The sequence below is a fragment of the Streptomyces sp. NPDC051664 genome, from assembly GCF_044453545.1.
GTDB lineage: Bacteria > Actinomycetota > Actinomycetes > Streptomycetales > Streptomycetaceae > Streptomyces.
In genome coordinates, this window is the sequence record NZ_JBITCU010000014.1 from 15,859 (window position 1) to 37,497 (window position 21,639).

Annotated in this window: 21 protein-coding genes; 11 read left to right on the top strand and 10 right to left on the bottom strand. The window is 69.8% G+C overall.

Going from position 1 to position 21,639, the window contains the following annotated elements; genetic code table 11:
- Positions 1–188: 188 nt before the first annotated feature.
- Entirely contained in the window at positions 189–2,291 is a 2,103-nt protein-coding gene (locus ACIA8E_RS24735; protein ID WP_399301499.1) for a SpoIIE family protein phosphatase, read from the top strand.
- Positions 2,292–2,462: 171 nt separating this feature from the next.
- Here the strand turns inward: ACIA8E_RS24735 and ACIA8E_RS24740 are convergent, their stop codons facing one another.
- Complete coding sequence (locus tag ACIA8E_RS24740) at positions 2,463–3,158, bottom strand: lamin tail domain-containing protein (RefSeq protein WP_399301500.1); 696 nt, start codon at positions 3,156–3,158, stop codon at positions 2,463–2,465.
- A gap of 468 nt (positions 3,159–3,626) precedes the next feature.
- Between ACIA8E_RS24740 and ACIA8E_RS24745 the strand changes: the two genes are divergently transcribed.
- From ACIA8E_RS24745 to ACIA8E_RS24760, 4 genes are all read left to right on the top strand, one after another.
- Positions 3,627–4,238, top strand: a complete 612-nt coding sequence (locus ACIA8E_RS24745) for a TetR/AcrR family transcriptional regulator (protein WP_399301501.1) — start codon at positions 3,627–3,629, stop codon at positions 4,236–4,238.
- A gap of 75 nt (positions 4,239–4,313) precedes the next feature.
- On the top strand, positions 4,314–6,014 hold the full coding sequence (locus ACIA8E_RS24750) for an acyl-CoA dehydrogenase family protein (RefSeq protein ID WP_399301502.1): 1,701 nt from the start codon (positions 4,314–4,316) through the stop codon (positions 6,012–6,014).
- 383 nt (positions 6,015–6,397) lie between these two features.
- Positions 6,398–6,589 carry a hypothetical protein gene (locus ACIA8E_RS24755; RefSeq protein ID WP_399301503.1) on the top strand — a complete coding sequence of 64 codons (192 nt, stop codon included), beginning with the start codon at positions 6,398–6,400 and terminating at the stop codon, positions 6,587–6,589.
- A gap of 191 nt (positions 6,590–6,780) precedes the next feature.
- Positions 6,781–7,155 (top strand): DUF6343 family protein, encoded by a 375-nt coding sequence (locus ACIA8E_RS24760; protein WP_399301504.1) that lies wholly within the window; start codon positions 6,781–6,783, stop codon positions 7,153–7,155.
- A 50-nt stretch (positions 7,156–7,205) separates the two neighbouring features.
- On the opposite strand, the gene ACIA8E_RS24765 is transcribed toward ACIA8E_RS24760, so the two are convergent.
- Positions 7,206–7,844, bottom strand: a complete 639-nt coding sequence (locus ACIA8E_RS24765) for a DUF6629 family protein (protein ID WP_399301505.1) — start codon at positions 7,842–7,844, stop codon at positions 7,206–7,208.
- Between the two features lie 491 nt (positions 7,845–8,335).
- Here ACIA8E_RS24765 and ACIA8E_RS24770 point away from each other — a divergent pair, with 491 nt between their 5' ends.
- The gene (locus ACIA8E_RS24770) at positions 8,336–9,652 is read left to right on the top strand and encodes a pectate lyase (RefSeq protein ID WP_399301506.1); all 1,317 of its coding nucleotides are present in this window, start codon (positions 8,336–8,338) and stop codon (positions 9,650–9,652) included.
- Between the two features lie 121 nt (positions 9,653–9,773).
- Here the strand turns inward: ACIA8E_RS24770 and ACIA8E_RS24775 are convergent, their stop codons facing one another.
- Both ACIA8E_RS24775 and ACIA8E_RS24780 read right to left on the bottom strand, forming a co-directional pair.
- Entirely contained in the window at positions 9,774–10,886 is a 1,113-nt protein-coding gene (locus tag ACIA8E_RS24775; protein WP_399301507.1) for an XdhC family protein, read from the bottom strand.
- Between the two features lie 132 nt (positions 10,887–11,018).
- The gene (locus ACIA8E_RS24780; RefSeq protein WP_399301508.1) at positions 11,019–11,318 is read right to left on the bottom strand and encodes a DUF1876 domain-containing protein; all 300 of its coding nucleotides are present in this window, start codon (positions 11,316–11,318) and stop codon (positions 11,019–11,021) included.
- A 318-nt stretch (positions 11,319–11,636) separates the two neighbouring features.
- On the opposite strand from ACIA8E_RS24780, the gene ACIA8E_RS24785 reads away from it, so the two are divergent.
- Both ACIA8E_RS24785 and ACIA8E_RS24790 read left to right on the top strand, forming a co-directional pair.
- The gene (locus tag ACIA8E_RS24785; protein ID WP_399301509.1) at positions 11,637–12,470 is read left to right on the top strand and encodes a PP2C family protein-serine/threonine phosphatase; all 834 of its coding nucleotides are present in this window, start codon (positions 11,637–11,639) and stop codon (positions 12,468–12,470) included.
- Between the two features lie 66 nt (positions 12,471–12,536).
- Complete coding sequence (locus ACIA8E_RS24790; RefSeq protein WP_399301510.1) at positions 12,537–13,532, top strand: MASE1 domain-containing protein; 996 nt, start codon at positions 12,537–12,539, stop codon at positions 13,530–13,532.
- Positions 13,533–13,583: 51 nt separating this feature from the next.
- Here the strand turns inward: ACIA8E_RS24790 and ACIA8E_RS24795 are convergent, their stop codons facing one another.
- Positions 13,584–14,849, bottom strand: a complete 1,266-nt coding sequence (locus ACIA8E_RS24795) for an FAD-binding protein (protein ID WP_399301511.1) — start codon at positions 14,847–14,849, stop codon at positions 13,584–13,586.
- Positions 14,850–15,174: 325 nt separating this feature from the next.
- On the opposite strand from ACIA8E_RS24795, the gene ACIA8E_RS24800 reads away from it, so the two are divergent.
- A complete protein-coding gene (locus tag ACIA8E_RS24800) occupies positions 15,175–16,725 on the top strand; it encodes a sugar transferase (protein WP_399301639.1) in 1,551 nt (516 codons plus the stop codon).
- A 116-nt stretch (positions 16,726–16,841) separates the two neighbouring features.
- Here ACIA8E_RS24800 and ACIA8E_RS24805 read toward each other — a convergent pair whose 3' ends face one another.
- Positions 16,842–17,825, bottom strand: coding sequence for a GDP-L-fucose synthase family protein (locus ACIA8E_RS24805; RefSeq protein ID WP_399301512.1), 984 nt, complete (start codon positions 17,823–17,825; stop codon positions 16,842–16,844).
- 269 nt (positions 17,826–18,094) lie between these two features.
- Here ACIA8E_RS24805 and ACIA8E_RS24810 point away from each other — a divergent pair, with 269 nt between their 5' ends.
- Complete coding sequence (locus ACIA8E_RS24810) at positions 18,095–18,544, top strand: adenylyltransferase/cytidyltransferase family protein (RefSeq protein WP_399301513.1); 450 nt, start codon at positions 18,095–18,097, stop codon at positions 18,542–18,544.
- Here the strand turns inward: ACIA8E_RS24810 and ACIA8E_RS24815 are convergent.
- Together ACIA8E_RS24815 and ACIA8E_RS24820 are read right to left on the bottom strand one after the other, a co-directional pair.
- On the bottom strand, positions 18,510–19,241 hold the full coding sequence (locus ACIA8E_RS24815; RefSeq protein ID WP_399301514.1) for a CDP-alcohol phosphatidyltransferase family protein: 732 nt from the start codon (positions 19,239–19,241) through the stop codon (positions 18,510–18,512). The genes ACIA8E_RS24810 and ACIA8E_RS24815 overlap by 35 nt on opposite strands.
- A gap of 131 nt (positions 19,242–19,372) precedes the next feature.
- Positions 19,373–20,065, bottom strand: a complete 693-nt coding sequence (locus ACIA8E_RS24820) for a ribonuclease H (RefSeq protein ID WP_399301515.1) — start codon at positions 20,063–20,065, stop codon at positions 19,373–19,375.
- Between the two features lie 142 nt (positions 20,066–20,207).
- Here ACIA8E_RS24820 and ACIA8E_RS24825 point away from each other — a divergent pair, with 142 nt between their 5' ends.
- The gene (locus ACIA8E_RS24825; protein ID WP_030973195.1) at positions 20,208–20,396 is read left to right on the top strand and encodes a DUF6381 family protein; all 189 of its coding nucleotides are present in this window, start codon (positions 20,208–20,210) and stop codon (positions 20,394–20,396) included.
- 145 nt (positions 20,397–20,541) lie between these two features.
- On the opposite strand, the gene ACIA8E_RS24830 is transcribed toward ACIA8E_RS24825, so the two are convergent.
- Together ACIA8E_RS24830 and ACIA8E_RS24835 are read right to left on the bottom strand one after the other, a co-directional pair.
- Positions 20,542–20,772, bottom strand: coding sequence for a DUF6296 family protein (locus ACIA8E_RS24830; protein ID WP_399301516.1), 231 nt, complete (start codon positions 20,770–20,772; stop codon positions 20,542–20,544).
- A 107-nt stretch (positions 20,773–20,879) separates the two neighbouring features.
- Complete coding sequence (locus ACIA8E_RS24835) at positions 20,880–21,590, bottom strand: TetR/AcrR family transcriptional regulator (protein ID WP_399301517.1); 711 nt, start codon at positions 21,588–21,590, stop codon at positions 20,880–20,882.
- Positions 21,591–21,639: the final 49 nt, after the last annotated feature.

Here is a 21,639-nt window from a genome sequence, read left to right on the forward strand (position 1 = left end):
GGACGCCAAAAGGTTGCCGTGTCCGCGCCGGATCGTGTGACGGAGGTTCGGACCGGTCCTCCGTCCGGGGCTACGGACGGGATTCACTCGTCTGCCGTTCCTCGGTGGCGGGGCGAACCGGGAGCCCGGACGCTGAGCGCATACGTGACGAATCGCAGGGGTGGGCAGAGCCCGATGGGGGTGACACCGTGCCGGACGCAGGTGCACCGGTCCCCGCGTCCATGAAGGACCACGGTCTGGACGCGGCGCTCCTCGACAGACTGTTCACCCAGTCCCTGGTGGGCCTTCATGTGCTGGATCCACAGCTGCGGGTGATACGGATCAGCTCTCTGGCCGGTGCCGACCTCGCCGAGCAGGTGATCGGGCGTCACTTCACCGATGCGTACCACCTCGACCGGCCGGACTCCGCCGGGAAGCTTCTGCAACGCGTGCTGGACACAGGCGTGCCGGTGCACGATCGACTGGTCCACGGCCGTATCAAGAGCGCGCCGGGTCCGAATCGCAGCTATACGGTCACTGTCTTCCGGCTGAACGACAAACAGGGGCAGATCCTCGGGCTGCTCGCCGCAGTCGTCGATGTCACCGAACGCGAAAAGGCACGCACCCGTGCGATGTACCGGGCCAGGCTGCTCAAGAGCGTGGGCCGGTCCCTCGATGTGGCGACCACCTGCCAGGCGCTCGTCGAGGCCGCTGTGCCGGGGTTCGCCGACTTCGCCGTGGTCGAGGTGGTGGACGATGTGCTGCGCGGTGCGGATCCTCCGATGGGCTCGCTGAGACCGGATGTCCCGCTGCGCCGGGCCGCCCTCCGCGGTGTCAGCCGGGCTGCCCTTCGCGGTGTCAAGGGCATCGGCGACCAGGACGGGCTCGTCGGTGACACGCGCCGGCTGCCCGCCCACACCCCGTTCGCCCTGGCGGTGTCGGACCTGCAGCCCCGGATCGTCGCGCTCGACGCGGATACCCCGTGGCTCGCCGCGGATCCGCAGACCGCCCTGGTGATCCGGGCCCTCGAGGCCCATTCGCTGATAGTGGTCCCGCTGAAGCTGCACGGCGCGGTCCTCGGGCTGGTGAGCCTGTACCGGTGCCCGGGATCGGATCCGTACGACGAGAACGACATAACGCTTGCACAGTCGGCAGCCGTCCATGTCGCGCTGAGCATCGACAACGCGCGCCGGTACGAGCGCGACCATGTGATCGCGTCGACGGTCCAGCGCAGGCTGCTTCCGCAGGGCGACTGTGCCAGGGTCGCCATCGACACCGCGCATGTCCTGCTGCCCGGGCGCAACAGCGGATGCTGGTTCGACACCATCGGCCTGTCCGGCGCCCGCACCGCTCTGGTCGTCGGCGACGTCGCGGGCCACGGGCTCCAAACGGCCATCATCATGGGGCAGTTGCGTACGGTCATCCAGTCTCTGGCCGGTCTCGATCTCGAGCCGGACGAGGTCCTGGCCAGGCTGAACGACGCGGCGGACCGCCTCGCCGACGAGCGCGCCGCACTGCCGCCGGGCGACTCGCTGCACCGGGAGTCGCTCAAGGCGTCCTGCATCTACGGGGTCTACGACCCGTTCACCCGCACCTGTACGGTCGCCCGTGCGGGGCATCCCGCGCCGATCGTCATCGCACCCGACGGCAGCGCGCCCGCCGTCGACGTACCCGAGGGGCCTGCGCTCTTCGCCGCCGACAGCGCCCCGTTCGCCACCGCCACCCTCGAACTCGACGAGGGCAGCATCCTGGCGTTCGCCACCGGCGGCCTGCTGCCGGACGACGCGTCCGCCACCCGGATACGGAACGCGCTCGCGCGCCCCGACCGCACTCCGCAGGAGCTGTGCGACGGCGTCGTCTACACCCTGCCGGGTGACAGCGTCCCCGACGGTGCGGCCATCCTCCTCGCGCGCACCGGCACCGTGCCGCCCGACCACGTCGCCACCTGGGAACTGGCCCACGACCGGACGACCCCCGCCATCGCGCGTACCCTCGTGCGCGACCGGCTCGACGGCTGGGAGCTCGACGACGAGACGGTCCAGGCGACCGAACTGATCGTGAGCGAACTGGTGACCAACGCCGTCCGGTACGGCACCCCACCCCTGCAGCTGCGGCTCATCCTGGACCGGTTCCTGACCTGCGAGGTCCACGACAGCAGCCCGGTGGCACCGCATCTGCGCCATGCCCGGACCGTCGACGAAGGCGGGCGCGGGCTGTTCATCGTCTCCCAACTCGCCACCCACTGGGGCACCCGGTACGGCCGGCACGGCAAGGCGCTCTGGACCGAGCAGGAGGTCCCCGGCCCCGAGTGACGAAGCCGGGCCCAGCGCAGGGTGGGCGCCGCGGGCGCCTCCGCTCGCACCCGGCCGAAGCGGCCGTCGGCCGCCCATGACGAGTGCGGCGCACCGCGGCCGGGTCGGCCGCGGTGCGCCGTGAGCGAGAGGCGGGGGCCGCTCCCGGGTCAGGGAACGGCCGTCAGAGTGTCAGCGACGACCGCCACGATCGTGGTCATGCCCGTTGTCGCGCCCGTTGTCACGACCGTGGTCGCGCCCGTGGTCACGCCCGTTGTCGCGCCCGTGGTCACGCCCGTTGTCACGACCGTTGTCGCGCCCGTGGTCACGCCCGTGGTCACGCCCGTTGTCACGCCCGCGGTCGCGATCGTGGCCGAGACCGAGGCCGAGGCCGTAGCCAAGGCCGTAGCCGAGGTCGTGGCCGACGTGCTGGCGGCCCCAGGACTTGGAGTCGACCTCGTAGCCGCGGCTGTCACGCAGGGTCGCGGTGTCACTGTTGTCCCAGACGTACCGACGGAGGTCCTGATAGAGGTCATAGCCGTTGTCACGGCCGATCCCGGTGTGGACCCGTACCGAGGAGCGACCGGCCAGACGCAGGTCGAACCGGTAGGTGCGGCGGCTCTCGTCACTGAGCGTCCAGCCACGGAGGTTGACCGCCTGACGGCTGGTGTTGGTGACGGTGACCCACTCGTCGTTGAGGCTGCGGTTGGAGCCGTCATCGCGTCCGGGGCTGTCGTACTGGATCTGCCCCAGGACGATGGGCGAATACGAGGTGTACCGACCGCGGTCGTGACCGTGGTCGTCGGCGGCAGCCGGGAGTGCTGCGGCCGCCACCAGGGCGCCGGCCGCGAGAACGGAAGCGGTGAACCGCCGTGCGGAACGGGACATGAAGACCTCTCAGATGCTGGCCCGGACCGCAAGGTCCGAGCGTTGTTCGGTCCCGGCGTGGTGCCGAGAACGCACACTTTGGCCTGACCATCCGATTCGCGACAGACGCCCCGATACGTGTTACGAAATGCAGACATTTCTGTCACACACGCCTGCATTCGGCACGCATCCGCTCCCTGGATATCCGTCAATCACTGACCGCTGCATCCACCCGTTCGGTATCGGCGCGCCCGACTTCGCGCCCACTCGCGGCACTCGGTGTGCGCCACGACTCACCCTGCGCAACAGGCACCAAATCCTGTAACAGCCACCGCGCGGCTCATCCCGAACAGATTTTCGGTTACCCGCAGGAATTAGAAGAAGCGTTCTACTCCCTGCCGTTCACAGCAGGCCGTTCCCGATCATTGCGCGGGGAGCACAACGGTGGTTCAGTGGGAGCTGAACTTATGAATCGAGGTTCAGATCATCATGGTCTACCGCCCCACCGCCCGCACCGAGGCGACCCGGCTCGCGCATCGCCAGCGGCTGCTGGACGCCGCACGGCAGCTGCTGGCCGAGGGCGGATACGCCGCAGCCAGCATCTCCGCGCTCGCCGAGCGCGCCCAGGTCGCCACCGGCAGCGTCTACAACCACTTCGCTTCCAAGCAGGAGTTGCTGGCCGCGGTCTTCCGGCATGTCGCCGGCCATGAGCTCACCGCGGTACAGGAAGCCGTGGGCGCGAAGAGCGGAGCGGCCGAGCAATTGCGCGCCCTGGTCGAGGTGTTCGCGTTCCGGGCACTGCGCACGCCTCGTACGGCCTGGGCGCTGCTCGCCGAGCCCGTCGATCCGCTGGTCGAGGCGGAGCGACTGACCTACCGGCGCGGCTATCACGCCCTCGCCGAAACGGTCATCACGGCCGGCATCGAGGCAGGTGAGCTGCCCGCGCAGAACGCCCGACTGTCTGCCGCCGCGGTGATCGGAGCGATCAGTGAGGCGCTGCTCGGCCCGCTGTCCCCGGTGGGCGAGCGGACCGACCCGGAGCCGGTCGTGGCAGGTATCGCCACCCTCTGCCTCAGAGCCGTGGGAACGGTCGGCACCTGACCGGCTCCCCCGCACCCCACTCTCACTCCCCAGTACCGGCCGACCAGACAGCCGACGTCAGACAGGATCCCCGAGATGACCGTCACCGCATCCCCGACCGGCCTCCGGCCGGAAGCTCCCGCACCGCACCCCACCCATGAGGTCACCAACCAGGCGTCGCCCCGGACCGGCCTCGACGAGTACGGCACCAATCTGCCGCTCACCGAGGCCGTCCGGACGTTCGGCGCGGCGTGGCACGAGCCGGAACTCCACGAGATCGGCAGCCTGGTCGGCTCCACGAAGTTCCAGACCGATGCGGAACTCGCCCACACGTCCCCGCCCGTGCTGCGCACCCACGACCGGTACGGCAACCGGGTCGACGAGGTCGACTTCCACCCGGCGTACCACGAGATCATCGGCGCGGCCGTGCGTCATGGCGCGCACACCGCGGCGTGGGCCGACCCCAAGCCGGGTGCCGCGGTGGCCCGGGCAGCATCGTTCATGCTGTTCGCCCAGGTCGAGCCGGGCCACGCCTGCCCGATGTCCATGTCGCACGCCGTGGTTCCGGTCCTGCAGCGCGATCCCGAAGTGGGCCAGGACTGGTTGCCGGGTCTGCTCAGCCGCTCCTACGACCCGCGGCTGATCGCCCCGGGCAGCAAGTCGGGGCTGACGTTCGGTATGGGGATGACGGAGAAGCAGGGCGGCTCCGACGTCCGCGCCAACACCACGCGCGCGGTCCCGGTCGCCTCCGACCCCGACGGCCGGGCGCATCTGCTGACCGGTCACAAGTGGTTCTTCTCGGCCCCGCAGTCGGATGCCTTCCTGGTTCTGGCCCAGGCGGCAGCCGGGCTGACCTGCTTCCTCGTACCGCGTGTGCTGGCCGACGGCACCCGTAACACGGTCCGTATCCAGCGGCTGAAGAACAAGCTCGGCAACAAGTCGAACGCCTCTTCCGAGGTGGAGTTCGACTCCACGTGGGCAGTACGGGTCGGCGAGCCGGGGCGTGGTGTTCCCACCATCATCGAGATGGTCAACCACACGCGTCTGGACTGTGTACTGGGCACCACGGCGGGCATGCGCCAGTCGGTCTCCGAGGCGATCTGGCATGCGGAGCACCGCAGCGCCTTCGGTGCCCGGCTGGTCGAGCAGCCGGCCATGACGGCGGTCCTCGCCGATCTGGCCCTGGAGACGGAGGCCGCGACCTGGACCTCGCTGCGGCTCGCCCAGGCGTACGACACGGGCAGCGGCGAGTCCGAGGCGATGTTCCGCCGGCTGGCCACGGCGGTGGCCAAGTACTGGATCTGCAAGCGCGGCCCGCACCACGCCTACGAGGCGCTGGAGTGCCTGGGCGGCAACGGCTACACCGAGGACTGGCCGCTGGCCCGCCGCTACCGCGAACAGCCGGTGATGGCCGTGTGGGAAGGCTCCGGCAACGTCATCGCCCTCGATGTACTGCGCGGCATCGCCAGGACCCCGCAGTCACTGGACGCCTTCTGGGCCGAACTGGAGGCCACCGCCGGTGCCAGTGCCGTGCTCGACGCGCATGTGCGCCGGGTGCGTCGCGAACTGGACGAGGACCTGCGCGATCCCCTTGCCGCACAGACGCGCGCCCGGGCGACGGTCGAGGCCATGGCGCTGGCCCTGCAGTCCTCGCTGATGCTGCGGCACGCTCCGGCGCCCATGGCCGAGGCGTTCGTCGCCGCCCGCCTGGGCGAGGACCGTGGCCACCAGTACGGCATCCTGCCGCGGGGCACGGACGCCGCCGCGATCGTGGAGCGGCACTTCGGCGGACGCTAGCCGTCTCCAGTGGCGCGGCCATTCCGGTCCGGGTGCTGCGCGCCTTCGAGCCGCGTTCGGCTGTGTCGTGCTCGAAGGGTACGGGTTGTCGGAGACCTCGCCGGTCGCCTCGTCCAGCCGCTTGGACGCCCCACGCAAGCCCGGCTCGATCGCCACGAGAGTGCCCGCCCCCGGTTCGTGACGTAGATGGCCTCGTTGGTGACGTCCCCGGGCCCACCTCGTCGGCCCCCGGCCTCCTCGACCGTGTCCTCGCCCAGCTCCTTTCCTGCTACGCCCTGCTGTTCAGCCGCGCAGAACTCATCCGAACTGATTGCAAGGTGCCGGATGCCGTCAGCGTGCAGCGGGCGGTGGCACCTCTGATGTGTGGGTGCCACGGTGTAGGTATGAGTGCGCCCGGCGCTGTCTACAGCCCTGTACCGACGGCGGCCGTCGCGTCTCTGTCCGGATCGGAGGTCGTCCACAGCAATCTGTACGCCGTCAAGTTCCTGCGGCGCGCTGGTGTCGATGATGCCCAGCAGCTGCTCGATGATCCCAACTTTGCCCAGGAGTGGGGCGTCGACCGCATGAATGGGTGATCGCATCAAGTCAGATCTGCGCTCGCCCGTTCCCGGACACCGCCTCGGCCCTCCATGCCGTGCAGGGGTGATCCCCAAGACGACGTACCGCAGCTTCTTCGAACCTGTCGGCCGCACCTCGGCGGCCCGACAGCCCAGCCGGGTACCGCACTGGCCCCGGTCCAGTCATCAGCAGGTCAGAGGTGAGCTCGATGTCCCAGACGCCCCCGCACGAACCGAGGGACGACAGGCAGTCCCGCAGCCCGGCCCGAACCCCCAAACGCCACCGTCGCGCGGGCACCGAACCCCTCACCGCACGCAGCGACCTGGCCCTGCGTACGGTCCTGTCCACAACCGCACTCGTCGTCTTCGCCCTGGCGACTGCGGGGTTCGCGTGGTGGGCGACCTGCTCAAGCAGGGATTCTTCCCCCAGCTCGACCGTCCTCAGCGTGCTCGCGGCAGTCTGCGGGCTGCTCCTCCTCGTGGCGGTGCTCGACCTGGCGGTCATCCGCCGACGGCGATCGGCGCAACGCAGCCAGGGTCTTTCGTCCCCTCGAGCCCAGCATGATCCAGACGAGAGGCCGTAGGGGCCCAGGTGTGTCGTCCCGGCCGATCGGCCGGGCACCAGTCCTGCCTTTCAGCGATGCGGCATCGACGTCCGCGCGGTCACCGGCCGACGGTGCGTCCAGCCGAGGAGGACCACCGAGCACACCGCAGCGAACGCGCACCAGGTGGAGATGAACTCCAGACGCCACAGCGTCGCGCAGATCGCGGCCCCGACGCCGACGAGGAAGCCGAGCAGCCGCAGCAGACGCTCACCGGCGAGCAGCAGGGAGCCGACGGTGGCCACGAAGTAGCCCGCGACGAGCAGTTCGGAGTGCGGAAGGTCGAGGACGTAGCCGAGGGTGTGGCCGCGGATCTCTGCGGTCACAGGGCGGGTGGCCAGACGGTACGCGAGGGAGGCGGCGGTCGCGGCGCCGGCCACGACGGGGAGCAGCAGCCGGCACCGGGCCCGCGGCGGTGCGGCGCTCAGCACGGCTGACGGCACCCAGAGTGCCAGCAGCGGAAGGGCGATGACGGCCCAGGCCACCGTGGCGGGGCCGGTGCCGCCGCCGGAGCGCCAGATGAACGACTCGATGATCTGATGGGCGCCGAGAAGCAGCGGTAGTGCCGCGAGCGGCAGATCGCGGGACCGGCGGGTGCGCGCGACGCAGACCACTCCGATCGCGGTGATGCCGGCACCGGCCACCAGATCGGCAGTCGCACTCCAGCACATGAAGTCACCCCGGCCCCGAAGTTGTGCGAGTCGATCTCTGACGGGGCAACGCTAAGGGCTGTCCCGCGATCCCTGGTGGATCAGCGCGCGGCGTCACTCACGGGACATGACGGGTGGTGGTCCGCCTGCCGCCGGTGGGTTCAGGCCCGGGCCGCTGGGCCGCCGGGGGCGGGAACCGGGTCTTCCTGATGAACAAGGGGACCGTCGCGGCGCTGCCGGGGTTCCGACGCCGGGAGCCGTCAACCACGGCTGGCCGTACGGGCGTCGGTGGTGCTCACCCACCGGCGCGGTCTCGCACGCCCGTTCGCGCTTGTTCGCGCCAACTCATTGACCGTCGGATCCCGTTGACGTACCGTCACCGCTGTTCGCGTACAAGAACTCGGTTCAGAATACGGAACATCGTTCCCTGGCCGAGGAACTGCCTTTACCACCGCACCAACCACCTCACGGGTGCCTGCGGAGGACACCGCAGGCGGTGAAAGGAACTCCGAGTGCGCACAGAGAATCAGCATGCCAGACGGCGGGGCGGCCGGGCAGCCGCCTCGTTCATCGCGGTCGTCTCACTGATCGCCGCGGCCCTCACAGCGCTGTTCGCCACCGGCTCGGCCACGGCTGCACCGGGAGCGGGCTCGTACAGCCTGTCGAACGCAGGCAGCGGACTGTGTCTGGAGGTCCCGGCCTCCGCAACCTCCGACGGCGTCCAGCTCAGCCAGAACACCTGCACCGGCGCCGCCCACCAGACATGGCGGCTCACGGCCTCCGGAAGCGGCTACACCCTGACCGCCTCGCACAGCGGCAAGTGCGCCGGGGTGCGCGACGCCTCCACCAGTGCGGGCAAGGCGGTCGAGCAGCAGACCTGCAGCGGCGTCTCCAGTCAGGTGTGGACACTCGCTCCGGTCAGCGGCAACACCTACCAGGTCGTCAACGGCAACGGCGGCAAGTGCCTCAACACCAAGGACAGTTCGACCGCGGTCGGCGCCGTGGTCCAGCAGAACTCCTGCGACTCGGTGACCAGCAAGCGCTGGACCTTCACGGCGGCGGGCTCCGTCCCCACCGATCCGCCGACCACTCCTCCGACCACTCCGCCCACGACACCGCCCACCACCCCCGGGGCTCCGCCCGCCTGGCCCACCGCCAACGGAAGTCAGGCCGTGACGGCGACCATCGGGGTGTCCGGTACCTACGACGGCGGCCTGAAGCGCTTCTACGGCAGCGGTGACCTGGGCAGCGGCGGCCAGGACGAGGACCAGCCGGCCATGTTCGAGCTCGCGGACGGTGCCACGCTGCAGAACGTCATCCTCGGCGCCCCGGCCGCCGACGGCGTCCACTGCCTCGGCGCCTGCACGCTCAAGAACGTGTGGTGGGAGGACGTGGGTGAGGACGCCGCAACCTTCCTCGGCAGCTCCTCCTCGCTGGTCCGCACGATCGACGGCGGCGGCGCGAGGCTGGCGGACGACAAGGTGTTCCAGCACAACGGCGCCGGCACCCTGATCATCAAGAACTTCCGGGTCGAGGACTTCGGCAAGCTGTACCGCTCGTGCGGCAACTGCTCCACGATGTACGGCCGGCACGTCCAGGTACAGAATGTCTGGGTCACCTCGCCGGGTGACAGCATCGTGGGCATCAACACCAACTACGGTGACACGGCCCGGTTCTCCGGCATCACGATCTATGACGACGCAGATGCCGATATCGACATCTGCACCAAGTACAAGGGTGTGACGAGCGGCGAGCCCACCAAGATCGGTACCGGGGCGGATGGCACCAACTGCATCTACTCCCCCTCGGACATCACCTACGTCGACTGACGCAGCCAGGTCCGGAACACCGAGAAGTGGCCCGCCCCGGCAACCGGGGCGGGCCTCTTCCTTCAGCGGCGCCGGCCGTGACCACGACCGGCTCGGACGCCGGCGGTTCCATGGCCGAAGCTCACACGGCCTTCGGCCGTGGCCGGTGGATCGCCCCGGCGGTGTCGGCGAGGGGAGCGCCGGTACCGCCCCAGCGCAGTGCGACGATCTCCGCGGCGATCGAGACGGCCACCTCCTCGGGGGTGCGGGCGCCGAGGTCGAGGCCGATGGGCGAGCGCAGTCTCGCCAGTTCCGTCTCGCCCAGGCCGGTCTCCCGCAGCCGTGCCAGACGGTCCTCGTGAGTCCGGCGGCTGCCCATCACGCCGATGTACGCGGCCGGGGAGCGCAGGGCCACCTCCAACAAGGGGACGTCGAACTTCGGGTCGTGCGTGAGCACACACAGGACGGTCCGCTCATCGGTGTCCGTGGAGCGGAGATAGCGGTGCGGCCAGTCGACGACCACCTCCGCACCGTCCGGGAATCGCCGGGGGTCGGCGAAGACCGGCCGTGCGTCGCAGACGGTGACCAGGTAGCCGAGGAACGCGCCGATCCGGGCGACCGCGGCGGCGAAGTCGATCGCACCGAAGACGAGCATGCGCGGGGGCGGGGCGAAGGAGTGCAGGAACACGGTGACGTCGTCCTCGCGGCGCTCGCCGCGCGGACCGTAGTGGCGCAGGCCCGTTGCCCCTTGGGCCAGCTCGCCCCGTGCGTCGGCGGTGACAGCCGCGTCGAGGCCGCTGTTTCCGAGCGAACCGGACACGGTGTCCGGCCATACGGCGAGCGCGGCGCCGCGCCGGGCAGGGCCGTCGGTCACGGTGGCCAGCACCACCGGACGGTGTTCGGCGACCGACGCGGCGACCTCGCCGAACGCGGGGTCGGTCGCGGCCGACACGGGGCGTACGAGAAGGGTGATCTCACCCCCGCAGGTGAGCCCGACGGCGAAGGCGTCCTCGTCGCTGTAGCCGAAAGTTCGCAGTTGTGCCCGGCCGGTCTCGACGACCTCCGTGGCCAGGTCGAAGACGGCTCCTTCGACACAGCCGCCGGACACGCTGCCCGCGACTTCGTCACCGGGGCCCACCGCCATCGCCGCGCCGGGGCCGCGGGGCGCGCTTCGGGTGACCGCGACGACGGTGGCGAGCCCGAACGGCTCTCCGGAGGCGTACCAGCGGCTCAGCGCCGGGAGGATCTCACGCATGACGAGCACCGCCCACAGCTGTCTCGCTGCCGACACCTGCCGTGGGCGGTGTCCGGAGAGCCTGCAGGCCGTGCCCCTCGACGAAGGCGTCCATGGATGTGCCGTCGGCAGCGAGACCACAGGCCTTGCGCTTCAGCTCGCCACATCCGTCCAGGCGTACGGCTTGCCCATGGGCCCCTTCGTGGGTCCGGCGCCCACCACCTCCATTTCCCGGTCGGCCGCTCTCATCAGCTGGCCCGCGACATCCTTCATGGCACGGCTCGCCGCGAGTTCGTCACCGATGGTGGGGATGTCCACGTCCTGCGGGTTGCAGCGGGCGACCCCATGACCCATGAGCTTCTCGGAACCGGTGTCCAGCACGGCTTCGGCCTTGGTCGTACCGTTCTCCTCGGAGAGATCGAGGTGGACATTCCACTCCAATGTGCGTGTCATCGCGCACCTCCCTGACCCGCGTCCGGCCGCACTGTGCCGCCACGACGCGGTCCTGTCCTCAGCATCCACCCAGCAGGGCCGGTTCGCGCGTTCCGGGCGGAGTGCCGCCCTCAGACCGTGCGGGATCCGTGACCGGCGGCTCACCCTGCGGGAGTTTCCCCGCCGAAATATGATGCAGGGGGCAACTGACACGGGAGCCGTCGCCGGACTGTGCCCGGCCGCGCAGTGCCCATGGGACTGTGCGGGAGGCGTCCCGGATCCGCCCGCCACATAAGCCCTGTGTTGCGGCTCGCGAACGAATGCAGTGTGGAGCGGCCCATGAACCGGCGTCGTCCTCGCCGTTCCGCGAGTGCCGAGGAGCTGCTCACCACGCTGCAGCAGCTCACCACCCGGGCACGTCACGAGGTCCAGCTGCATCAGGCTCGGGTGGAGCTGGCCGAGGCGCTGCAGCAGGAGTTGCTTCCCGTCGGCCTGCCCTCGCTCCCGGGGCTTCAGACCGCCGCCCGCTACTCACCGGCCCGCAGCGGACTGGACATCGGTGGCGACTGGTACGACGGCTTTCCACTGCCGGACGGCACACTCGGATTCGCCATCGGGGACGTACAGGGCCATGACGTGGAGGCCGCCGCGTTCATGGGGCAGATCCGGATCGCCATGCGGGCGATCGCCGCCACCACTGCGGATCCGGGCGAGATCGTGGGCCGGACGAACGATCTGCTCCTCTCCATCGACTCCACCCTTTTGGCGACCTGTACGTTCGTCCGTTTCGACCCGCGCGCCGGGGAATTGCGCACGGCTCGGGCCGGACACGTGGCTGCCGTCTGGGCCACGACAGACGGGCGGTCGGGGATCACTCAGGACGCGGGCGGACTGCCGCTGGGTGTCGGCGCGGTGGAGAAGTATCCGGTCACCCGGCACCGGCTGACCGCCCCTGGGGCGTTCGTGCTTGTCACGGACGGAGTCGTCGAAGGGCCCTCGTTCCCGATCGACGAGGGGATGGATGCTGTGGTGCGACTGGTGGCCGCCCGGGCCTCGGCGTCGGCCGAGGCGCTGGCCGACGAGGTGATGCAGACGGCGGAGCGCACCGGCCACCAGGACGACGCGGCCGTCCTGGTCCTGCGCCACAAAGGCTTCCCCGCCGGCTCCGGGTGACCGGGGGAGCCGGGCCGAGCGTGTCACGCAGCCGCGCGTCCCGGGCCGCGGTGTCTGATGAGGTCTGTGATCCGCAGCGAGGAAAGCAGACGTACGGCATCAGCTGTGCTCCGCATCCTGGTCGTCGCCGCCGGCTATTACGGAGCGGGACAGATCGGTCTGCTGAGAAAGGTGACCGTCTACGGCGCCACGGTCACCCCGCTCTGGCCGTCGACGGGGATCGCCCTGGGCTGCCTGTTGTACCTGGGCATCGGAGTCTGGCCCGGCATCACCCTCGGTGCCCTGCTCAACATCATCACGCTCTCCGACACGGTCTCGCTCTCCGACTACGGCATCCTGATGAGCAATACGGCGGCGCCCGTCTGCTCGTACCTCTTGCTCCGCAGATTCGGGTTCCGGATGGAACTGGACCGGTTACGCGACGGCGTCGTCCTGGTCTTCCTCGGCGCGATGGCCGGAATGCTGATCAGCGCGACCGTCGGCACCGTCCTCTTCGTACTCGACGACAAGCTGCCCGCAAGCCATTTCTGGCCGGTCTGGGCGGCGTGGTGGTCGGGGGACGCCATGGGGGTGCTCGTCGTCACCCCACTGATGCTCGTGATGCGCAGGGCGAGGCTGCCGCGCGCCGACGACAGATGGCTGGAGGCGACCGCACTGGCGGTCGTCTCCGTCCTGGTCTCCCTGGTGGCCACGCGGAGCGAACTGTCGGTGCTCTATCTGGTGTTCCCGCTGCTCATCTGGGCCGCCCTGCGCTTCCAGCTGGCGGGCAGCGCGCCCTGTGCGCTGCTGGTGTCCGTCCTGGCAATCATCGCGGGAGGGGAGGCGGTGGGTCCGTTCGCCGGACACACCGTCCTCGAGGTGATGCTGAACCTGGCGGTCCTGAATGGTTCCGTGGCGCTGACCGCGCTGCTGCTGGCGGCGATCGTCACCGAGAAGATGGACATCCGGCGCCGGATCGAGCAGGCCTGTGTGGAGCTGGCCGACGTGGTGGACCATCTCGCGCCGGGCAGATCGGCGACCGCGTGGCCGTCGCGGTACAAAGAGAGACGCGACGGCCTCTGACGCCAGGCGGCCGAGCCGCCGCTTCACCCCCCGCGCGCCGCTCGCCCGGCGTCACTGCGGAAAGTGGCGGTCCAGGAAGTCGTTGCGGAACTTGCCCGCCGGGTCGGACCTGGCCATCAGCTTCTCGAAGTCGGCGTACTGCGGGTACAGCGTGCGCAGCGTCTCGGGTGCGGTCGTGAACACCTTGCCCCAGTGCGGGCGGGCGCCGAACGGTGCCAGTGCCTCCTCGATCGCCCCGAGCACCGGCGTGACGGCGGCGATGTCCTGCACCCAGGTGAAGTGGAAGGCCACCGCGTCGGTCCCGCTCGCGGGGCTCAGCCACAGGTCGTCGCGGGCCACGGTGCGGATCTCGCCGATCTGCAGCAGCGGGGCGATCCGGTCCCGAAGCCGGTCGAGCGCCGCGAAGGCTGCCGCGGCGTCGCTCCGTGCCACGAAGTACTCCGACTGCAGCTCGTCCCCGGTGCTCGGGGTGAACTCCAGCCGGAAGTGCGGCAGACGCTTGTGCCACGCGCCGGGAACCCCCTGCTGCCGCGTGCAGTTCTCGGCCGGCATGCCCTGGATCGGGTGGCGCGGACCGTCCGCGAGCCTCGCGCCGAGCCACTCGGCGGGCGCCTCCGCCGGCGCGTCCGCACCCATTCGCTGCTTGAGCCACACCTGGTTGACGGGGCCGCCCCGCCAGTCGGTGAAGAGGCTGACGCTGTACGCGGCCGACATCACCTCGTCGAATCGGGCCCGGTCGCCGATCCGGGCCTGCGGCAGATCCTCGTAGACCCACTGCCGGACGTCGAAGGCGGGCACCAGGTCCAGCGTCAGCCGCGTCACCACGCCGAGGGCGCCAAGGGCGACCACCGCTCCGGGGAAGTCCGCGTCGCCGCGGGTCAGCCGCGCGGTGGTCCCGTCCGCCGTGACCATGTCCAGCGCCCGGACCGCACCGGCCAGCGAGGTGTTGCCCACGCCGGAGCCGTGCGTTCCGGTCGCGCAGGCGCCGGCCACGGAGATGTGCGGCAGCGAACCCAGGTTGTGCAGGGCGAAGCCGTTCTGGTGGAGTTCGTCGGCGAATTCCCCGAAGCGCAGTCCCGCGCTGACGGTGACCGTCCCCGCCTCCCGGTCGATGTCGACGGTGCGAGGCAATCCGGCCACCGACACAAGGTCTCCGGCCGTGTCGGCGACGGTGCTGAAGGAATGCCGGGTGCCCAGCGCCCGTACCTTTGTGCCGGTGGCGACGATCTCCTGCAGCTCGGCCTCCGAGCTGGGGGTACGCAGCCGCCGCGCACCGAAGGTGATGTTTCCGGCCCAGTTCTTCTCCGCGGGAGTCACCGCACGTCCTCTTTCACTCGTGGCCGGCCTTCGCCGCCTTGCGGCCAAGTCTCCCAGACGCGGAGGTGACCGTACGAGGTGGTGACATGTCCGCGCACAATCCCAGCGCGGAACAACCCAAATGCCAACAGCCACCCACAAGACCCTGTGATCCGGCTCGGATCGGGACGAGGCCAAAGCGGCAGCTCGCGTTCTGAACTTCACGAGAACTCCAGCGAAATGGCACGTGTGTGGATATCGTGCACCGAGCGAGGGCGCATCCGTCAGTCCACGGGATCGGCGGATGCGTCCTGTTTGTGGAGATGCGACTGTGACTGGGGGGTTCATGGGGCATGTCGAGCTACCCGAATCCGAAATATCAGGATCTGCGGGACTGGCAGGGGCGCCACGTCCGCGGACTGCTTCAAACCGGCCGCACAGCACGGAACTCGAACAGCTGTGGAGCGCCCCGACCGTACAGCGCAACCGTTCTGACCACCGGTCCGGCCCGAAGAAGAGACCGGGCCGATACCTGCCGCTCATCGCCTGCGCCGATCTTCTCGGCCTGGGGATACCGGCCTGGCTCGTACTGGGCGCCTACGGGCAACCGAGGGCGCAACTCGCCGCCGGGGTGGCCTCGTTGGTGTGGACCGGTGTCCGGGCGGTGCGTGGCCGGTACGCGGACCGGCGGCCGGGGGGCTTCGGGGACGCGCTGACCGCTCCCGGGGACTGGCTGCTGCACATCGGCGTGCTGGCCGTGCTCGCGACCGTGTTCAGGGAGCCGGTCCAGCCGGTGACCGCGGTCGTGGCGCTGATGCCCGGCCTGTTGGTGACCGTCGCCGTGTCGACGGTGCGTCATCTCCCGTGGCCGGGACGGCGACAGCGTGCCGTGCACCGGGTGCTGGTGGTCGGCGAGGCGCCGGGGGTGGACCGGGCGGTGCAGCTGCTCGGTTCCCGTACGGATCACGCCTACACCGTGGTGGCCGCCATACCCGTCGGGACGGCGTCACTGAGCTGTGAGGCTCCGGTGCCGGGGCGGCTCGCACCCGCCCCGGCCGACGACGACGTGACGACGGTCCTGGGCGGAGCCTTCGCCCAGGACGCGGACCTGGCACTCGTCGTGCCCGGACCGCAGCTCTCCGGGGAACGGCTGCGACGCCTGTCCTGGGGGCTGCACGACGGGGGGCTCCAACTGTCCGTGCTGTCGGACCTCTCGGACATCGCGGCAGGCCGGGTGCGTCCGGCCTCCGCGGCCGGGCTGACGCTGCTGCACATCGTGCCGCCGCTGCGCCGGGGGCCGCAGATGGCACTGAAGGCCACGGTGGACCGCACCGGTGCGGCCCTCGGACTCGTACTGCTGACGCCGCTGTTGCTCCTGATCGGGGCGGCAATACGGTTCACCTCCGACGGCCCGGTGTTCCACCGCCAGATCCGTCAGGGGCAACACAACCGACCGTTCACCATGTGGAAGTTCCGCACGATGGTGGAGGACGCCGAAACACACAAGGCGAAGCTGGCGACGGCGAATGAGAACGACGGCCCGATGTTCAAGATGCGCCGCGATCCACGGGTGACCCGGATCGGACGGATCCTGCGCCGGACCTCGCTCGACGAGCTGCCGCAGCTGCTCAATGTCATCCGGGGCGACATGTCGCTGGTGGGTCCGCGGCCTCCCCTGCCGGAGGAGGTGTCCCGCTACGACGAGCATGAGCTCCGGCGGCTCGCGGTCCGGCCCGGGCTGACGGGCCTGTGGCAGGTCAGCGGACGTTCGGACCTGTCCTGGCAGGAGACCGTCTCGCTCGACCTGTGGTACGTCGACAACTGGTCGGTGGCCACGGACCTGGGGCTCATGGCCCGTACGCTGCGCGCCGTCACCGACGGCCGCGGGGCGTACTGAGAGCGGCGGGAAACCGGATGCGAGAAGTGAACGTCGGCCGGCCGTGCGGGGCCGGACCGGCGGGCGGCCGTCGCGCTGCGGCGGCCGCCCGGTCCCGGCGGACCGGCCGGCAGTGGTCAGCGGTCCGTCTCCCGGTGATCCAGCCACCAGGCGTACGTGCGGGCGATGCCGTCGCGCAGCGGGATCTGCGGTTTGAAGCCGAGAGAGGAGAGGCGGGAGATGTCGAGAAGCTTGCGCGGGGTGCCGTCGGGCTTCGACGTGTCCCACGCGACGCCTCCCTGATATCCCGTCACGTCCCGCACGGTGGTGGCGAGTTCACGGATGGTCAGGTCCTCGCCGCAGCCGACGTTGACCGGTTCGTCAGCGTCATAACGCTCGAGGAGCAGGAGGCACGCTGCAGCCAGGTCGTCGACGTGCAGGAACTCGCGCCGGGGGCTGCCGGAGCCCCAGAGGGTGACCTCGGGTGCGCCGTCGTGTCGCGCCTCGTGGAAGCGGCGGATCAGGGCGGGCAGGACGTGCGAGGAATCCAGGTCGAAGTTGTCGCCGGGCCCGTAGAGATTGGTGGGCATGGCGCTGATGTACGAGGCGCCGTACTGCCGCCGGTACGACTGGGTCTGCACGATGCCCGCGATCTTGGCCAGCGCGTACGCCTCGTTGGTCGGCTCCAGCGGGCCGGTGAGCAGGGCGTCCTCGGGAATCGGCTGCGGGGCGCGCTTGGGGTAGATGCAGGACGAGCCGAGGAACAGCAGCCGCTCGACCCCGGCGGCATGCGCACCGGCGATCACGCTCAGCTGGATGCGCAGGTTGTCCTCGAGGAACTGCACCGGATACGTGCTGTTGGCCATGATCCCGCCGACCTTGGCGGCGGCCAGCACCACGGCGTCCGGGCGGATGTCACGCAGAAAGGCCTCGGTCGGTGCGGCATCGCGCAGATCGAGGCTGGCGCGACCGCGGGTGATCACCTCGTGGCCTTCGGCGGTGAGGCGGCGCGCCACTGCCGAGCCGACGAGCCCGCGGTGGCCCGCGACAAATATGCGGGCGCCGGGCCGTAGGAGGGGGCGGACGGATTCCTGGGGAGGGCCGGGGAGATCAGTCGTCATGGTTCGGATTGTGCCAGCAGCTGTACATCGCGGTGCCGTTTTGCCGCAGATCACGCAAATCCTGATATTTCGCCCCGGTACAGCTGCTGTTCCCTCCAGGGAACAACCCCAAAAGTGAGCTTATCCGTTCACGTGATGCGCAAGTGGTCTTCACAGTAAGGTCATTTCACTATCAACACCGATACCGATATCCCGCAGGACCGGATGCCATGTCCGGACACCTGAATCCGGGACACGGACGTCACGTTCACCGTGGGGGGAGAGAACGGATGGTGCACAGGGTCGGCTACGCGCCGGGAGTCTACGACCTGTTCCATGTAGGGCACCTGAACATCCTGCGGCACGCCCGCAGCCAGTGCGACTACCTTGTGGCGGGGGTCGTCTCGGACGAGATGGCCGCGCTCGCCAAAGGCCACAAGCCGGTGATTCCACTGCCGGAGCGGCTCGAGATCGTCCGCAGCGTGCGCTACGTGGACGCGGCGTTCGTCGAGACCGTGCCCGACAAGGTCGAGACGTGGCAGCAGGTCAGGTTCGACGTCATCTTCAAGGGGGACGACTGGCGGGGCACGGAGAAGGGGAAACGGCTCGAGCACGACTTCGCCGAAGTCGGCGTGGAGGTCGTCTACTTCCCGTACACCGTGCATACGTCCAGTACCCAGCTGCGCCGGGCACTGGACACGCTCGTCAGCCCGCCGCCCGGAGCGCTTTCAGCTCCCTGAACCACTTGACGAGGAAAGCCACCAGGAACAACGCGTGCACGACGGCGAGTACGGCATAGCCGATACGGAACGCGGCCTCGTCCCCGAGCAGCAGGAACACCAGGCAGAACACCCCGTAGTCCGCGGGAAGCAGTGCCACGGCCCGCACCCGGGACACCGGGGCCGTGGCGCTGCCGGTCGGTGCGGGGCGGGCGGCCGCCTTGCCGAGCTGTTCGCGCAGCAGACCGGCACAGAAGGTCAGCACGGCGACGAACAGGAAGCCCAGCGGCAACAGCAGCCAGCCCTCGCCGGGCAGCTCGAAGAACCGGTGGAACGAGATCAGCACGACGGTGTGTACGAGGATCATCTTGGCGCAGTCCACGACATGGTCCAGCCACTCACCGTCGGGCCCGCCCCGCCCGGTCAGCCTGGCGAGCTGCCCGTCGGCCGAGTCGAAGGCGAAACCGACCACCAGAGCGGCGTACACGACGGCCGCGAGCCCCCAGGACGGACGGACCAGCGCCACCGACGCGATGGCGGCGAAGGTGAACGCCGCACTGACCAGCGTGACTTGATTGGGCGTCAGCCCGAATCGGTAGGCGCCGGCCGCGAGCACCCGCCCGGCCGGGCGGTTCACGTACCGCGAGTAGAGCGACACACCTTTGGCGGTCTTCTGTGCGCCGCGCAACTCGCGCAGCACCGTACCTGTCGATCCCATACGCCCCCCAGCGTCCAGCCGTTCCCGCAGCGTCGGCGGAGCACCGCGGACGCTGCGGTCGGAGCCGCATCATGGCACGGAGAACCTCTGTTACGGGGCTACTCCCGAGGCCGGACCGACAGACGGCCGTCTCAGGCGGGCGCGGTACGGCACTCGGGGTGGCCCCAGCCGTTCGGGTTCTTGGCGATCACGTCCTTGGCCGCGTAGGGCTTTCCGCAGTGGCAGCGCCCCGCGAACCTGGCCCGGATGGTGCCCCCGGTGCGCGCGGGGCGTGCCGCACCGTTCGCCTCCTTCGCCGCCGTACCGCCGCTCCGGCCCCCGGACGCCCTGGCAGGGGCGGGAGTCGGCAGCGGGGAGCCATGTGCGGAACCCGCCGCCCGCTGCGCGACGGCGGCCTCGCTGGCCGCCTGGTCGGCAAGGGCGTTGAGCGGGTCTCCGTCCACCTGGTGGGCGGGCACGTAGACGAAGTTCACGGTCCGGCCGCTGAGCAACGCGTCGATGCGGGACACCAGATCGCGGTTCGCCACGGGCTTGCCGGCCGAGGTCTTCCACCCGTTGCGCTTCCACCCCGGCAGCCACTTCGTGACCGCGTTCATGGCGTACTGCGAATCCATCCGGACCTCGATCTCCGCGCCCGGGTCGGTGGACTCCAGCAGCTCCTGGAGTGCGGTGAGTTCGGCGACGTTGTTGGTGGCGGTGCCCAGCGGCCCCGCCTCCCAACGCTCAGGGCTCCCCTGGGCATCGGCCACGACCCATGCCCAGGCCGCAGGCCCCGGATTACCCTTCGATGCCCCGTCACACGCGGCGATCATGCGCTCGTTCATGCCCCCGATCATGCCAGCGCCAGGCCTGCCTACGGCCGCGCAGCCCCGACGGTAACGCAGCGTAACGCTTCGGAATGCGGAGAGCCCTCGACGCTGGTTCTCTGATGGAGCCCGCTCTTCACCTAGCGTCCAAGGAGTGACGATGAGCGTTGCAGGCGAAACCAGTGGCCGAGCCCAGCAGATGCGCGAGAAGGCCAAGCACATGACCGAGGCCGCGGAGCGCGCCACCGATCCCGAGCAGCGTCAGCGGCTCGAGGAGAAGGCTCGGAAGCTGCAGGAGCAGAGCGAGCAGCTCAGCAACATGAGCGGCGAGACGCGCCCGCACAAGTAGGACCGCACCATGCAGGGGCCGATGGCTTCGCCGCTCTGTCCATGAGTGGGCGGCAAACCATCGGCCTCTGCCGTTGCTACCGACGACCCAGAATCGAATTCCCGCGTATCGAAGCCGGTCTGATCGGCCGTCAGCCCAGGGTTGCTCAGTGCTCGCTGACCGCCCGGACCAGCGGTGAGCCGAGCACCTGGTGTCCGCCGCTGGCCATCATCCGCACCTCGCCGTTCTCGCTGATCTCCGCGCGTACGATGCCTGTCTCGTCCTCGTAGATGGGGTAGCCGCCGGCCCCCTCCCGCGCAGTCCGCCGAACAATCACAGCGTCGTCCTCGACGGCAGATGCCTGAAATACCAGCTCGTAACTTTGTGGGTAATCCATAAGGGGCTCCGGCCAACGATCTTCGGCGGCGAGTCCGCTGCCTGCGTCTTCCATTGTCGCCCACACCCGCGCGCTGTGCCTCAAGAGGATCTGAAGGCCCAGGAGCCTCAGGGCGGTAGCACGGGCTCGTCCGGTCCGCGAGTTCCCCGGCGGATGAGCCCGTCGATGATCGCGTCGAGTTCGTCGGCGACCGAGTAGTCGGCGGCGTAGGTGCGCCACTGGTCCTTGATCGCGGTGAGCCTCGGCAGCTCCTCCGCGTCCTCCTCGGTGACCATCTCGGGGAAGTAGCGCCTGCTCGGCGGGTGCTCCGCACGGCGGGCGGCGGCCCTGCGGAAGATCAGGTCGCCGTAGATGTACTGCCAGATCGTCCAGCAGGCCCGTACCGCCCGGGCCGGGGAGAGACCGCACTTCTGAGCGCAGTCGAGGATCTCCTCCACTATCCACAGGGCATCTCTGTCGGTGAGCTCGCCCAGCGCCAGGACGTCGAGCACCCACGGGATCCGGTGGAGGATCTCATGCGCGTGCACAGAGACCGCGAGCAGCCGCGCGCGCGGGTCCTCGGGCAGTTCGGGGCGCGGCAAGGCGCCCGCGGTCCCGGACAGGGTGAGCATCAGCAGCTCGTCCTTGTCCCGTACGTAGTGGTAGAGCGCCATCGGCGTGCTGCCGAGCTCCTTCGCCACCCGTCTCATGCTCAGGGCGTCCAGGCCCTCTTCCTCGAGGATGCGGCGCGCGGTGGCCACCATCGTGTCGGGGTCCAGCCTGCGCGGCCGTCCCATGGACCGCCTGCCTGCCGCCTGCTTCTTCTCTGCACCCGACACGTCTCCATTGTCCCTCGCACCTCCCCGCTTTCTGTACGTGTATGACAAT

Excerpts from the sequence above, each read along its gene's own strand:
- ACIA8E_RS24825 (WP_030973195.1), top strand. The coding sequence starts at position 20,208 with ATGAGCGTTGCAGGCGAAACCAGTGGCCGAGCCCAGCAGATGCGCGAG.
- ACIA8E_RS24815 (WP_399301514.1), bottom strand. The coding sequence starts at position 19,241 with ATGGGATCGACAGGTACGGTGCTGCGCGAGTTGCGCGGCGCACAGAAG.
- ACIA8E_RS24760 (WP_399301504.1), top strand. The coding sequence starts at position 6,781 with ATGTCCCAGACGCCCCCGCACGAACCGAGGGACGACAGGCAGTCCCGC.
- ACIA8E_RS24740 (WP_399301500.1), bottom strand. The coding sequence starts at position 3,158 with ATGTCCCGTTCCGCACGGCGGTTCACCGCTTCCGTTCTCGCGGCCGGC.
- ACIA8E_RS24805 (WP_399301512.1), bottom strand. The coding sequence starts at position 17,825 with ATGACGACTGATCTCCCCGGCCCTCCCCAGGAATCCGTCCGCCCCCTC.
- ACIA8E_RS24780 (WP_399301508.1), bottom strand. The coding sequence starts at position 11,318 with ATGACACGCACATTGGAGTGGAATGTCCACCTCGATCTCTCCGAGGAG.
- ACIA8E_RS24800 (WP_399301639.1), top strand. The coding sequence starts at position 15,175 with ATGGGGCATGTCGAGCTACCCGAATCCGAAATATCAGGATCTGCGGGA.
- ACIA8E_RS24750 (WP_399301502.1), top strand. The coding sequence starts at position 4,314 with ATGACCGTCACCGCATCCCCGACCGGCCTCCGGCCGGAAGCTCCCGCA.
- ACIA8E_RS24775 (WP_399301507.1), bottom strand. The coding sequence starts at position 10,886 with ATGCGTGAGATCCTCCCGGCGCTGAGCCGCTGGTACGCCTCCGGAGAG.
- ACIA8E_RS24745 (WP_399301501.1), top strand. The coding sequence starts at position 3,627 with ATGGTCTACCGCCCCACCGCCCGCACCGAGGCGACCCGGCTCGCGCAT.
- ACIA8E_RS24755 (WP_399301503.1), top strand. The coding sequence starts at position 6,398 with ATGAGTGCGCCCGGCGCTGTCTACAGCCCTGTACCGACGGCGGCCGTC.
- ACIA8E_RS24830 (WP_399301516.1), bottom strand. The coding sequence starts at position 20,772 with ATGGATTACCCACAAAGTTACGAGCTGGTATTTCAGGCATCTGCCGTC.
- ACIA8E_RS24765 (WP_399301505.1), bottom strand. The coding sequence starts at position 7,844 with ATGTGCTGGAGTGCGACTGCCGATCTGGTGGCCGGTGCCGGCATCACC.
- ACIA8E_RS24785 (WP_399301509.1), top strand. The coding sequence starts at position 11,637 with ATGAACCGGCGTCGTCCTCGCCGTTCCGCGAGTGCCGAGGAGCTGCTC.
- ACIA8E_RS24810 (WP_399301513.1), top strand. The coding sequence starts at position 18,095 with ATGGTGCACAGGGTCGGCTACGCGCCGGGAGTCTACGACCTGTTCCAT.
- ACIA8E_RS24820 (WP_399301515.1), bottom strand. The coding sequence starts at position 20,065 with ATGAACGAGCGCATGATCGCCGCGTGTGACGGGGCATCGAAGGGTAAT.